We start from the raw sequence: 14524 nt of genomic DNA on the forward strand, positions 1-14524 counted from the left end.
GGAATCAGACGCATATTCTTGCCCAAGCCACGCATATCTTCGGAATCAGACGTATATCATCCTGGCGAATCCCGCCAAAAAACGCCCGATCATCTTCGATCGGGCGCATTAATCTTTAAAATGCAATATATTGGCGTGGATTCACTGCGTTTGAGTGTCCACCACTGTATTGAGTTGGACTATATGGTCCGTCATAGATTTCAAAATGAAGATGTGGACCTGTTGAGTGGCCTGTATTCCCCATGTAGCCGATTAATTGACCTTGCTTCACTTGATCATACTGACCAACAAAGCGTTGATCTAAATGTGCATAAACAGTTGTCATTTGACGCCCATTAATATAGTGGGTAATCATGATCACATTTCCGTAGCTGCTTTCAAGGCGTGAGCGCGTAACCGTACCGCCTGCTGCCGCATAAATTGGAATGTTTCCTACACGACCGTTTTTTCCAATATCAATCCCGAAATGCATGCTTCCCCAACGCATTCCAAATTCGGATGTGACCCGTCCTGTAGTTGGTTTAATAAACCCTCCATTGTTCACAACTGGTACTGGTGCTTCAGGTAGAGGCGGCGGGGTTCTTCCTTCGGCTTCAGCCTTTTTACGTTCCTCTTCGACTCTCTTCCGTTCTTCTTCAGCTTTTCTTCGTTGTTCCTCTAGCTCTTTTTGCCTTTGGTTCCACGCATTGATTTCCATCTGAATCGCCTTTTCTTGAGCGGCTAATAATTCTCCGACGTCCTCTAGTGCATGGAGCTCCTCATGCATCTTTTGTTCTTGAACCTCTAACTGAGCCATGACTTTGTTTTGTTCTTTAATTTGGGCTTGTAGCTGGACTTCTAATCGATCAAGTTCCTTCAGTTGATCTTCCTGCTGTGCCAGTAATGTTTTAACCTCAGCCTTATTTTCCTCAAGTTGTTTAATGTCTGCTTCATGCTCATTCATAATTTCACGGTCAGCTTGTACAAATGTCGAAACTGCGCTAACCCGGTTAATGAAATCATTAAAGCTTTTTGCTCCAAGCAGCACATCTACATAACTAACTACGCCACCGCTTTGCTGGAGGCTGCGCATCCGCTCTTTGATAAGCTTGTCCCGTTTTTGAATCCGTTCCTCTAGCACCTTCATTTCCGCTTCAAGGCGCTCAATTTCGTCCTTCGTTTCTTGGATTTGAGCTTTTATGTTGTCAATTTTGCTGCGTGTATCACTTACGGCAAGATCGAGTCGTTTAATTTCCTGCTCAACACCGACTTTTTGTTGTTTGATTTCACCAATTGCATCTTCTTTTTGAGTGATTTCAGATTCTAACTCTGATTTTTTTTCTTGAACTTCCTTCTTTTCGTTTTCTAGCTCTTCATTTTTTTGAATCGCTAATGCAGTATTGGGCATTGCTGTCAATAAACTTCCGAGTCCAATTGATATACCCATTCCAATCATTAGAAGTTTTCGCTTCACCGTAAAAGCATCTCCCTTCTACCAACCTAGCAATCTATCATTTTAAATGACGGGAAAACATTCATCCCCCACCACAATTATCATATTTTGCTACATATTCTCATGTTTTGTATTATAACATAAAAATTTGTCTCAAAACGTCAAAGTAATATTACAATTATATTTCATAATCTGTTGAAAACACTAGATTTGTAAAGATTTTTCGACAATCTGACGCAATAAAAAACTCGCTCTTTTTGGGCGAGTTTTCTCAACTTTATTTTAGACGTTTTCCTGAGCGTAATATAGATCTTTCCACTAATACATTCATCGCGTCAATCGTATACTTTTCGACTTCTTCACTTAATTTAATACAGGATAATTCCGTGCAGGCAAGAATGACCGTTTTACATTGCTCTATTTCAACAAGATGCATGATCAACTCTTCAAGCTCACTAGAATCTATATCGAGGTCACTTTTAACGTTATTATAAATAATATCCATGACCTTTTCTTGTAAGCTATCAACCGGGGTATAAAGTTCTAGCTTATACTTCTTACAAACATCCGTATAGATTCCACTGCGGTTTGTCCCGTTTGTGGCTAGAATGCCAATCCTTGTGCCTTCCCCAAACAAGTTATGGATATCTTTAATCGTTTCTTCGACCATGTTGATGATTGGGATATTCGTCATCTTTCGCATATCGTCGTAAAAGTAATGAGATGTGTTACAAGGAATGGCAATGTTGGCAACCCCTGCTGCTTCAAGCAACTTGATATCATTTTTTACGGCATCTAAAAACGTCTCACCTGTATTTGTTAGGATTGCATGGGTTCGGTCTGGAAGGGTTGCATGATTAAGAATGACCATATTTAAATGGTCTTGGTCCTGATGAGCATCTGTTCGGTTGACAACTTTATCAAAGAAAACAGAGGTTGCCTTCGGTCCCATACCGCCAATTACTCCTAATGTCTTTTGTTCCATGTTTACACCTAGTTTCACATCATTTTTACTTTACTGTCATTGCGTGACTACCTAAGTCCTCATAGCTTGCAAAAAATGCATCTGCATCATAAATGATTTGTCCCTGTAATGGATCCATTACATGTACCTTATCCCCTACATAGCCATTTAAGACAACTGAATGCAAATTCGTCGGCGCATTGAACTTTGTATTCGTGTCGTGAATATTCCAAGAATAATTCACTTTCTTCTTACTTAAATCTAAGGTTACCCAAACTACAATCGGATTCCCCTCTTCAAGTTCCATCATGATCTCTTCGCGAGAACTCCCGCTTAAGTCGACAGGTTCTAATTCAGTTCCTACCTCATCTAGGTAGCTTTGAGCTGCTTGTACAATTGGAGGGGCATACGTAAAGAATCCACTCCATTGCCGCGGGTTTCCAGCATATGCTTTATGTGGGTCTGGGCCGTATAGGACATTGTTGATTGTTTTAAATGGCTCTTTCGGTAAATAATTGTCAGCCATGTCTAATTTGGACACATGATAACCATGAAAATTTAATATCGAGGTTAACGATGTAATCTCACAGCCGTTTGGTAACTCCGGTAGTTGGAGTACCTTTTCGACTGGAATAAATACCTCAATTTTGCCATTCGATACTTCTCGATATGGATTATCTTCCTGGGCGTACACAGTTGTGAGCCCAGAAAAACCTCCATTTCCAGATATCATGCTTCTAGCAATTCCCTTAACGGTTTCGACATTTATTAATAAATAAACGACACATATGAGATTCAAAAATAATAGACCTGTTACTATTTTTTTCACTTCTATCTGCCCCTTTTTAGACAATCACTAGAAATCATGTATATGTGAAAAAAACAAATTTTATAACTCAATGAAGAATATCTTATACCACACAAGGAATACATAGACTGTATAGATGTTTCTTGCATAGTTATGCCTTCCATGATAATGGTCATCGAGGTACTTCATCAATTCTTCCGTTTGGAAAAATTCTTTTGCGATATTAGATTCGAACATTTCTTTTACGATGTTGTAGTATTTTTCTTCGCGAAGCCAATGTCTCATTGGAACTGGGAATCCAACTTTTTCACGTTTTGCCCATTCCTCTGGAAGCACCTTTTTAGATGCAGCACGAAGCGCATATTTTGTATCGATATCGTTCACTCGTAAATTGCTTGGGATGTTTGAAGCCATTGACATGACTTCTTTATCTAAAAACGGTACCCGCAATTCAATCGAATGAGCCATACTCATTTTGTCTGCCTTTAAAAGGATATCTCCTGGCAACCAAAGTTTAAGGTCAAGATACTGCATTTTTGTAACATCATCTTTTCCTTTAACCTTATCATACACTTTTTTCGTAATAGTTTGCACTGAAGGGCCTGTTCGGTATTCATCTTTTAGGACTTTGCGAGCATCTTCTTCCTCAAATATCCTCGCTTGACCAATGAACTTTTCCTCTACCGGTTGACCACCCTTCACAAGGAAGTTTGTGATTTTATTTTTAGGTAGAGCTGCACTGATCCCAGAAATCACACGGCGGATCCCATAAGGAATCTTTTCGTATTTTTCTAGCTTTCCAGACTTTTGGTACCAGACATAGCCACCAAAGATTTCATCGGCTCCTTCACCAGAAAGAACAACTGTAACATGTTCACTTGCTAACTTCGATAGAAAGTACAAGGGAACAGATGATAGGTTTGATTGTGGCTCATCCATGTGATATTGGATTGTAGGCAACATGTCAAAAGCTTGATCTGCCGTCATCAGTTCTTTGTAGTTCTCAATTTCAAGAATATCGGATAAGTCCTTAGCTAGGTTTGTTTCATTGAAGATTCCTTCATAATCCTGGAATCCAACAGAAAATGTTTTATTTGGCATTAACAAAGCCGTGATATAACTTGAGTCAACCCCACCTGAAAGGAATGAACCTACCTTTACATCACTAATTTTATGGTAATTCACAGATTCCTTTAAGGTATTGTTAATTTCTTCGATATAGTGGTCAAGCCCCTTATTATCGGCAGCAAAGTCAATATCCCAATAAGGCTTAATTTCGATCTGACCTTTTTTGTAGAGCATGTAATGACCAGGCTGTAATTTATAAACACCCTTAAAGAATGTTTCATCAAGCACAGAATATTGGAAAGTTAAATAAGGCTTAATCGCGTCTTTATTTAACTCTTTCTTAAAAGCAGGCTGCTTTAAAAACGACTTGATTTCAGATCCGAAAATAAGGGAGTTATCTGTTGTATTTTGCGTATAGTATAAAGGCTTAATCCCAAAGAAATCACGTGCAAAAAACATGGATTCATTGTTTTTATCCCAGATTGCAAATGCAAACATCCCACGAACCTTTTGCAGAAGGTCAACTCCATATTCCTCGTATGCATGAACGACAACTTCACTGTCAGAATCACATTTAAAAATATGGCCTTTCTCAATAAGGTCCTCGCGGAGCTCTTGATAGTTGTAGATTTCACCATTAAAGACTAGAACACAGCTACCATCTTCATTGAGCATAGGCTGGTTTCCTTCTTCAGATAAATCGATAATGCTTAGGCGGCGAAAGCCTAATGTTGCATGATCATCTGAATAATGGTTACCACTATCAGGACCTCTATGAATAATTGTGTCCATCATATCATTTATTACTTGTACTTTATCTATTTCAAGTTTTGAATCAGCAAAACCAACGAAGCCACACATAGTTTAATCACCTTTTTATTTTTATAAATTTTCTAGATGTCTGTAATTTAAGTCTGTTTTTTCGTTCATTATCTAGAAGTTCTTGTACAATCTCTCTTTCATTAAAAGGAATTTCTGTATTGCCAATTACTTGTGCAGTTTCATGGCCTTTTCCCGCAAGAAGGATTACATCTCCATCTTGACTATTTTCAAGTGCATATTTAATCGCTTCTCGACGATCAATTTCAACGTGATATTTCCCATCAACCTCATTCATGGATTCTACTATTTCATTCGCAATTAAGGTAGGATCCTGCTCCTTCGGATTATCAGAGGTTACAATCGATAAGTCTGCATATGTAGCCGCGACTTTTCCCATTGCTTTTCTTTTCTCACTTCCATCTTTGCCTGGTGCTGCATATACACCAAAGACCACAATCAAGCGCCCTTTTGTGAAAGGTCTTAGAGTGGAGAGTGCTTTTTCTAACCCATCTTCTGTGTGAGCGAAATCAACAACTACCTTTCTACCTTTATCTTGGTAGATGACCTCAAGTCTTCCTCTAATTCCTTTTACAGCATCTATTCCTTCTTTGATAACCTCTAAAGAAACATGATTGGTGTACGCGCACGCTATAGCTGCTAGACTATTATACACAAAAATAACACCTGGTATATTTACTTTTATCTCCACTGAACCAGTTGGTGTATTTAATTGAAATGTACTGTAATCTGCATAAAAATGGAGATCGGTTGGGTATATATCTGCTTTTTCATTTATTCCATACGTCGTAATCGGTTTATTCGAGTCTTTTACCTTTTCAATTAACTTTCTTCCGTATGGATCGTCTACATTTATAATTAAATGTTCCTGGGCTAAATCGAAAAGCTTAGCCTTCGCATTAAAATACTCTTCCATATTTTTATGAAGTTCTAAGTGATCAGGCGTTAAATTCGTAAAAATAGCCGTATTAAAATGACTATAGGCTACACGGTTTAAGTCTAATGCATGTGAGGAAACTTCCATAATGCAATCTTCAATTCCCTCATCTACCATCTTCGAAAAAATACCCTGTAAATGTAATGACTCAGGAGTCGTATTTTTATTTTCAAAATGCCTATTGTTTATTATAGTACCCATTGTTCCAATCAGACCAATGGTTTTTTCTGCCTGTTCGAATATCGATTTAACAAAATAGGTTGTAGATGTTTTACCATTCGTTCCTGTAATCCCTATTAGATTTAATTTTTCAGTAGGATTCTCATAAAAGTTAGCAGACATTCTTGCCAATGCTAATCTTGTATCTGGAACCTTGAGGATGGTCACATAATCCTCAAACCATATATCTTTTTCAACAATAATGACAGATGCGCCTTTTTTAATTGCAGTTTCTATATAGTTATGACCATCAACTGTGAAACCAGAGATGGCAACAAATACACCATTTTCGGTTACCTCTCTAGAATCAAAAGCAATTGAGGTCACGTCAACCTCTAGACTTCCCTTTATTTCGGTATAATCAAGATTACGTAAAACTGATTTTAAATGCATTGTTATCCACTCCAATTAATGACCTTAACTTACCCTGCATTATTTTTTTATTTTCTTTAGTAGTTTCTTTGAAATGATACTGGCATATGAGAATGCAGGCTTCGGATCCTTCCAATCCCATATCGCATATGCTTTTGGTTTAAAGAAGGATTTTATTACCTGCCCCATCGACAATTGACCTGTTTTTAAATAACCCTTGATTGCGTAGAAGTCTTCATAGGCATACCAAAAGACCAGGTTCGTGTCATGTTTAATCGCTTTAGGCGGCAATGGATCACCCGTAAGTTCTCGATATGTGATGTATGGGAAGTTTAGCCCTACCTTGTATAACAAACTGTTTAAGTTCGTGATCCGGACATTCAATTCAATTAAGTAATACTGACCCGTTTCCTCATCTTTTTTAAACTCAATTTCGACAAAGCCTTTAAAACCAATAGCTTCTAGAAACTTAGAACCAATCTCATAAAGCTCAGGTACATACTTCTGTCCTGTATACACAGATGCACCAAAATTAATAGGATATTGGCGGTATTTCTGACATGTCGTCCAGTGTGTTACCTTTGCATCTTGATTTAAGTACGCATCAAATGTATACATGTGGTCATCAAACCCAGGTATGATTCGTTGGACAATGACTTCTTGATCCGCATCTTTTGCTTTCTGTAATGCCTCATCCAATTCCTGACGATTGTGTACCTTGAATAACTTCTTACGAAAAATAGACACAAATGTTGGAGAATCAGTAGGTTTAACTAAACATGGAAATTTAATATTTTCTTCAATTTTTTCATAGAAGTTTTCTTCTCCAAGATGGACGGTTTCAGGTACCGCGACTCCGTGTTCCACAGCCAGCTTATGTAATTCATCCTTATCCATCGTTTTTGTATAAAGTCCTTGCTCCGTTTGAGGAATGAGATAGAACTCTTTTAGTTCATCTAAATATTCATCTATCACTTCTACATAGGAGTCATGACATGGAATTAATACCGGTTTTGCCGTTTGCTTTCTTGCATATTCCTTTAAAAAGGCGATAAATTGTTCTTTCTCTTTTTTATAATGGGGTGCAATGACTCGTTCCGAACAATATTTGGATTCCGCACCGTACGTATTTTCATAAGAATAGTCAACGGCTACCGTATGTACCCCTTCTGCACCTAAACATCGCATTGTGCTTAAACCTATATAGTAATTGTTACCTAAAATAACAGCTTTATTTTTCATTCGTACCAGACTCCTTGATTAACTTCCTATTTTAACTCTTGTCTAATATTACAATATTGACACAGAATAAGGGGTGTTTCAAGATGAAATACAGCTTTATCCCGCATGTTATCAAGCTGTAACATTTGAAAAAAATGAAACAAAAAATAGAGTACAGTATATATGCTTTCGTACTCTAATCCTCTTTTTCGACTTATTACCCCATTCTTTTATCATTTTTCTTCTTATTATATACTATTCCATATTTCTACTCTTTTAAGGCTCAATCGGAAAGCGGAAGGTTTGATCGCTTATTTCTGAGCCAGAAAAGGTTCGCTCTACATATTGAATGTCTGTGTCTGACATTAATAATATGGTTGAGCTTCTTGTTCCATACCCTTTTGTTTGAATAAATAAGGAAGATAGAATTCGTTCCCATTCGAGTGACACGCCTGTTTTAGGCAGTAGATGATCATTTGGACGATCCGTATTTTGAAGTAACTCTAATAGGTTTTGGGCTAGATTATCTCCCTTAATCATTTGAGCAAGACCCTCTTTTCCCTTTTCAACTTTCGGCCAGCTCGTATTAAGCAAATCGTTGCTTAGCCCGTGAATACCCGGCTTTACTTTTTCGAGGCTTTTTCCAACATTTGAATAATAATAGAGTTGATTCAAATCACCAACTAATAGATTATAGCCTGGGTACCGGGAGTATGTCTTTTCTAGTTTCTTCATATAATCAGCAATCTTCCCATGATAGGTAAGCGCATCTTTAACTAGTTTTCCTCTCGATTGTTTTCCGTCTGAAGTCTCATTAGGGTCCCGATAGTTTGTGATAGCCGCAAAACGACCTACTTTTGTGACGCCCATCCAGGTTCCCATTTTTTCAAGATCTCTTCCCGCCAACAAACTAGGCTCATCCTCCCAGAAGTGAGCTGGCGCAGTTGGCCGTTGAAGAAACTCATCCCGATTTGCCGCAACAATTAATTTATAGACAGGATGTGATTGATAGGCGAACAAAATTAAACACATTGTACTCACCGCCCTTTTTAACAAATTATAACATTTGTTTGCACTTTCCGTAAAAACCTAGGCATAGGCATAAAAAAAAGCAAGAGCCTTCACCCCTGCTAATATGACGAAACTATTTCATTTAAGGTTACACTCTTTTTCAACGAATACCCACAATCAAGTTATTGCGTCTTTTGAAGTTCACGTGCCTTTAGTTCTCTTCTTAATATTTTTCCGCTAATTTTTGTTTTTGGAAGCTCATCCAGAACTTCAATTTCTCTTGGTGCAGCATGGGCAGCAAGATTTTGTTTTACAAAAACACGAATTTCCTCTAATAAATGTTCTGATGGATGATAGCCTTTCTTTAACACAATAAAGGCCTTTACAATTTCACCTCTTAAAGTGTCAGGCTTACCAATCACACCTGCCTCAGCTACCGCTTCATGTTCAATTAGCTTACTTTCGACCTCAAATGGACCAATTCGTTCACCAGAAGAATTAATCATATCGTCACTTCTCCCTTGGAAAAATACATATCCGTCCTCGTCCAGCACTGCTAAATCACCAGATACATACCATCCATTTAAAAAATAAGAGTCATATTTTTCTTCATTTTTCCATACTTCTCTCATAATCGAAGGCCATGAGGCTTTGATGCCTAGATGTCCAACCTGTCCATTTGGAACTGGATTTCCTTCATCATCTAATACCGCTATTTCAATTCCAGGAATTGGTCTACCCATCGAGCCTGGTTTAATGACTTCTGATGGAAGATTGACAATCAATTGTGCGCCAGTCTCCGTCATCCACCACGTATCGTGAATTCTTTTCCCTAGTGCTTCCTTTCCCCAAACGATGACCTCAGGATTTAACGGTTCACCCACACTTAAAATATGGCGCAGTGAACGAAGATTGTACTTTTCCAGAACTTCATTCCCTTCTGCCTTCAGCATTCTAAATGCTGTCGGAGCACTATACCAAACCGTCACCCCTGTTTTTTCAATGGTGGAATACCAAGAATCTGCATTAAATCTTCCCCCGTTAATGACAATTGTTGCTCGATTTAGCCAAGGAGCAAAGAGTCCGTACACCGTTCCCGTGACCCAGCCGGGGTGTGCCGTGCACCAATATACATCATCTTCTTTTAAATCAAGAACCCATTTTCCTGTTTGGTACTGCTGAATCATTGCTCGATGTGCATGCACAATCCCTTTTGGTTTTCCAGTTGAGCCACTCGTATAATGAATGTTAAGACGAGCTTCAAGATCTACCCATTCAGTTATATTGTCCTCACTTGGCGTTTCTGCTAACGCTTCTACAAGCGAGATTTCATTTTCCTCACATTTTTCCGGTCCCTCTGTAATGAACACTGTTTCTAGTGAAGGCAATTGTTGCTTTGGAACTCTTTTTACAAGCTCTGAATCTGTGATTAAATAACGACCTTCACAGTCCGAAATTCGATCCCTTACTGCATCCTCCATGAACGCTTCAAACAACGGACCCGCAACAGCTCCTAACTTAACTGCTGCAATCATCGCAATATACATTTCTGGATTTTTCGGTAAAAAGATAAATACAATATCTCCCTTTTTCACTCCGTGTTCTCTTAACACGGTGGCTAGATGGTCAGACTTATCCTTTATATCGTTAAATGTAAAAATTTGTTCTTCATCTTCATTTATATAATGTAGGGCAACTTTTTCTCCATACCCTTCTGCTACATGTCGATCTATACATTCGTGAGCCATATTCACTTTTCCTGTTTGATACCAGCTAAATTCCTTGTTGACTTCTTCCCAGGAAAAATTCTGGCGGACCTTCTCATAATTGTGAAGATTATAATCTCCGTCAACAGGATTTATAACATTTAATTCTGTGACTGTCATTTCTAAGCTCCCCTTTCCCTTTTACTAACTTAACAGCGCTAATATCTCTGCCTTCATTTGTGCTAACTTTACATCCCCACGGGACCTTGGCCTTGGTTCATCAATGTGAATGGATTGATAGATTTCTCCAGGTTGCCCTTTCAACACGATAATCCGGTCGCATAAATAAAGGGCCTCATCGATATCATGGGTTACTAAAATCATCGTGGATTTGTATGTCTCCCAAATGGTTAGCAGCAAATCCTGCAGCTGCATTTTTGTAAAAGCATCAAGTGCACTAAACGGCTCATCTAAGAGCAATACTTCCGGTGCTGTAATAAGTGCCCGAGCGATTGATACCCTTTGTGCCATCCCACCGGAAATATCCTTTGGATAGTGGTTTTCAAAGCCTTGCAATCCAACTAATTTGATAAATTCGATTGCCTTGTCATTTTTCTCACGATTATTCTTTAAACCAAATGAGATATTTTCTATCACTGTTAGCCATGGCATTAAACGTGACTCTTGAAAAATGACCCCTACCTTTTCGTGAACAGACTTGATCGTGTCACCGCTGATTTTCACCGTGCCTGAATAATTCGGGTCTAACCCAGATAAGACACGCAATAAGGTACTTTTCCCACATCCGCTCGTACCCAAAACACCAATGATTTCACCATCTTTTGTTTCAAGACTAATATTTTTAAACCCCGTCGTACCGTTCGAAAATGTTCGAGTTACGTTTTGAACTGCCAGCATCCTTTGTCATCCTTTCATGCCTACTTCACAAAACTGTCCTGCCAGTGAAGTGTTTTTTCCTCCGTTTTCTTTAAAATGGAGTCTGTTAGTTTACCTAAAATTGCAAACAGCACAATGCTTGCAATCACTGTTTCAGGTGAATATGAGTTTTGGCCAACGACCAGTAAATACCCAATTCCCTGGCTCGCTCCCATTAATTCAGCAGCAACGACAAACATCCAGCCTAACCCCAACCCGCTTCTGATTCCAACTAAAAATGAAGGAAGGGAAGCTGGCAAAATGACCCTTCTGATTAACTCGAACGTTGAAAAATTATAGATTTTCCCAACTTCGATTAGTTTCCGGTCCACCCCTTGGATTCCGGATACAATGTTTAAATACACCGGAAAGAACACACCGACAGCGATTAGTGTAATTTTTGAAGGTTCCGCAATTCCCATCCAAAGGATAAAAAGGGGCACCCATGCAAGCGACGGGATTGAACGGAAAGCCTGGAGCATTGGGTCCAATAGTTGTTCCGCGATTCTAAAATAGCCGACCAATGAACCAAATATCACAGCTGCAACAACACCGATTAGAAAACCAAAAAAGATTCGATATAAGGTAATTCCGATGTGACCCCAAAGACTACCATCTCCAGCAAATTCGATTATCTTTGCTAGGATGACGGTAGGTGCCGGCATAAGATGTGCTTCAAGGACACCGATATGACTTAAATACTGCCAAACGACAAGCAAAACGGCAGGTATGATACTTCCTAGTAGGACGACTTTTACATTTCCCGATAAAACAAACTCACGTTTAGATTTCACCTTTATTTGTCTCGATAATGCTTCGCCTTTTGTATTCATTTTGCCTCCTCCTAAAATGAGGGAGTGCCATTCTTATAAATGGCAGTTCCCGATATTATGGTTTTATTACCTTTTCAGCAAATATTGGATTAATCAAATCTTGAACTAACTGATCCAATTCAACTTCCTTTTTGATGATATCCTGCGCTTGGAGAACCTTGCCCGCTTCTGTTAATGCCTCGATTTGAGTTTCTCCCGGCACTGGATTAGAAAAATCATTACGTTCAGTAAATTGCTTTTTCGCTACTTCGAGATCAATATTTGCTTCTTTTGCTAAGATTTCTACCGCTTCTTCCGGATTCTCTAAAACCCATGTTCTGGCCTTTTCGTAAACTTCTATGACCTTTTCAACGTACTCGGGGTATTTTTCCGCAAATTCAGAACGAACATTTAAAGTCCCATATGTATTAAAGTCAGCGTTTCGATAAAATAGCTTTCCATCTGTTTCTAATTCAACTCTTGCCATGTGTGGATCTAGTCCTGACCACGCATCTACCTGACCTGATGATAGTGCAGCCGCTCCATCTCCGTGCTGCAAATTCACAATCTCAACATCTGATGGGCTTAATCCTTCCTCATTTAAGGCACGTAACAAGAAGATATAAGGGTCAGTCCCAATAGTTGCAGCAATCTTCTTTCCTTTTAAGTCACTAACACTTTGAATCTCTGAATCCTCATTCGCCACAAGTGCAGTCCACTCTGGCTTTGAATAAATATAAACCGATTCAATCGGAGCACCATTCGCTTTAGCCATTAAGGCTGCCGCACCCGCTGATGAAGCGAAGTCTGCACTGCCACTATTTAAAAATTCAAGCGCTTTATTACTTCCTTGGCTAAGAACAAACTCAACCTTAATTCCTTCTTCCTCGAATGCTTCCTCTGCCCAACCAAACTCTTTTAACACAAGACTTGTTGGGGAGTAAAAGGCATAATCCAATGTGATTTTCTCTGGCTTTTCGTTCCCTTGACTAGCTTTACCCATGCTATTCGAACAACCTACAATTCCAATTAAAATGAGTGCAGCAATAACAATCGAACCTATCTTTTTCATATTTCTATATACCTCCAATATTTTTATAGGAAAACAAGGAATAACACTAATACAAAACAAACTTTTATCATCCAAGCAATAGAAAAAGCCCTCTTCAGTAAGAAGAGGGCTTTTATCCTCCTCTTATCTTTCAGGTAATATACCTGATGGATTTAGCACCTTTTCAAGAATTAACTTGAAGGTTGCCGGGTTTCGTAGGGCCATGTCCCTCCACCGCTCTGGATAAGAGTTCTTTATTAAATTAATACGTTCCTGTTTTTCTTTATAAAAGGATTATAGTATGTGAATAATTTAAAGTCAAATACTTTTCTAAATATTTTACGTTATTGGAATCTTTTATTTGAGTCCAATGATTCCCCTATACTATGTTTTTAGATCAAAAAAATAGTCGTAAAATTATTTGTGTCTGATTTGTGAAGCCTATTGCTTTTAATCAAATTCCATTGTATATTAAGAGTGTAGAAAGTTAGTGAAAAACTTCACAAACAAAACTACAAAAGCTGGCAGCTAAAGCACTCATATTTTTTTACAATAGATTGTGAAGAGTTTCACAAATTAATTATAAGGGGAGATTAGAATGAGAACATTCTTAAAAGGACCTAAAATGGCAGTTATTTGGACAGTATTACGTGTATGGTTAGGTATTCAATGGCTAGAAGCTGGTTTTCATAAAATAACAGCAGGTGGATTTGATGCAGGTGGCTTTATCCAAGGTGCTATCGCAAATGCAGGTGGAGATCACCCAGCAGTACAAGGCTGGTATGCAGCATTCCTTGAAGGATTTGCTGTACCAAACATTGAGTTATTCAATGTACTCATTCCTTGGGGTGAATTCCTAGTAGGACTTGGATTAATTGTAGGGTTTGCAACAATCCCGGCATTACTTGCAGGTGCATTCATGAACCTTAACTTCTTACTTGCTGGTACAACAAGCACTAACCCAACACTTTACACAGTAGCCATCATTCTCTTATTCGCAGGCGCTGCAACTTACTACTACGGTGTAGACAGATTCGCAGTTCCTTACCTTACAAAACGAATCAATGAGAAAAAAGGTACAAAAACAGCAGCAAACGTAGCGTAACGAAAAAAGCGTTCCTCCTACACTTAAAATGTACCCTATAGA

12 protein-coding genes and 1 riboswitch are annotated in these 14524 nt (G+C 38.6%); of the genes, 1 reads left to right on the forward strand and 11 read right to left on the reverse strand.

Annotation, left to right across the window (positions count from 1 at the left end):
* Window positions 1-115: 115 nt before the first annotated feature.
* The 11 genes from V7138_RS03495 to V7138_RS03545 form a co-directional block, all read right to left on the reverse strand.
* The gene (locus V7138_RS03495; protein ID WP_335394320.1) at window positions 116-1453 is read right to left on the reverse strand and encodes a murein hydrolase activator EnvC family protein; all 1338 of its coding nucleotides are present in this window, start codon (window positions 1451-1453) and stop codon (window positions 116-118) included.
* A gap of 256 nt (window positions 1454-1709) precedes the next feature.
* Window positions 1710-2417: an aspartate/glutamate racemase family protein gene (locus V7138_RS03500; RefSeq protein WP_335394323.1), complete on the reverse strand. Its 708-nt coding sequence runs from the start codon at window positions 2415-2417 to the stop codon at window positions 1710-1712.
* Window positions 2418-2442: 25 nt separating this feature from the next.
* Window positions 2443-3225 (reverse strand): C39 family peptidase, encoded by a 783-nt coding sequence (locus tag V7138_RS03505; protein ID WP_335394324.1) that lies wholly within the window; start codon window positions 3223-3225, stop codon window positions 2443-2445.
* Between the two features lie 60 nt (window positions 3226-3285).
* Complete coding sequence (gene asnB, locus V7138_RS03510) at window positions 3286-5133, reverse strand: asparagine synthase (glutamine-hydrolyzing) (protein WP_335394326.1); 1848 nt, start codon at window positions 5131-5133, stop codon at window positions 3286-3288.
* A gap of 7 nt (window positions 5134-5140) precedes the next feature.
* Window positions 5141-6661, reverse strand: a complete 1521-nt coding sequence (locus tag V7138_RS03515) for a UDP-N-acetylmuramoyl-L-alanyl-D-glutamate--2,6-diaminopimelate ligase (RefSeq protein ID WP_335394328.1) — start codon at window positions 6659-6661, stop codon at window positions 5141-5143.
* 39 nt (window positions 6662-6700) lie between these two features.
* On the reverse strand, window positions 6701-7882 hold the full coding sequence (locus V7138_RS03520) for a carboxylate--amine ligase (protein WP_335394330.1): 1182 nt from the start codon (window positions 7880-7882) through the stop codon (window positions 6701-6703).
* Window positions 7883-8137: 255 nt separating this feature from the next.
* The gene (locus V7138_RS03525; protein ID WP_335394332.1) at window positions 8138-8893 is read right to left on the reverse strand and encodes an NRDE family protein; all 756 of its coding nucleotides are present in this window, start codon (window positions 8891-8893) and stop codon (window positions 8138-8140) included.
* 161 nt (window positions 8894-9054) lie between these two features.
* Entirely contained in the window at window positions 9055-10758 is a 1704-nt protein-coding gene (gene acsA / locus V7138_RS03530; protein ID WP_335394334.1) for an acetate--CoA ligase, read from the reverse strand.
* Window positions 10759-10782: 24 nt separating this feature from the next.
* Window positions 10783-11496 carry an ABC transporter ATP-binding protein gene (locus tag V7138_RS03535; protein WP_335394336.1) on the reverse strand — a complete coding sequence of 238 codons (714 nt, stop codon included), beginning with the start codon at window positions 11494-11496 and terminating at the stop codon, window positions 10783-10785.
* Window positions 11497-11516: 20 nt separating this feature from the next.
* Window positions 11517-12347 (reverse strand): ABC transporter permease, encoded by an 831-nt coding sequence (locus V7138_RS03540; protein ID WP_335394338.1) that lies wholly within the window; start codon window positions 12345-12347, stop codon window positions 11517-11519.
* A gap of 55 nt (window positions 12348-12402) precedes the next feature.
* The gene (locus V7138_RS03545) at window positions 12403-13398 is read right to left on the reverse strand and encodes an aliphatic sulfonate ABC transporter substrate-binding protein (RefSeq protein ID WP_335394340.1); all 996 of its coding nucleotides are present in this window, start codon (window positions 13396-13398) and stop codon (window positions 12403-12405) included.
* Window positions 13399-13518: 120 nt separating this feature from the next.
* Window positions 13519-13627: riboswitch (SAM riboswitch) on the reverse strand.
* 348 nt (window positions 13628-13975) lie between these two features.
* On the opposite strand from V7138_RS03545, the gene V7138_RS03550 reads away from it, so the two are divergent.
* On the forward strand, window positions 13976-14482 hold the full coding sequence (locus V7138_RS03550) for a DoxX family membrane protein (protein WP_335394342.1): 507 nt from the start codon (window positions 13976-13978) through the stop codon (window positions 14480-14482).
* Window positions 14483-14524: the final 42 nt, after the last annotated feature.

The sequence above is a fragment of the Bacillus sp. JJ1533 genome (genome assembly GCF_036965045.1).
In the GTDB taxonomy this organism is placed as follows: domain Bacteria; phylum Bacillota; class Bacilli; order Bacillales; family Bacillaceae_L; genus Ferdinandcohnia.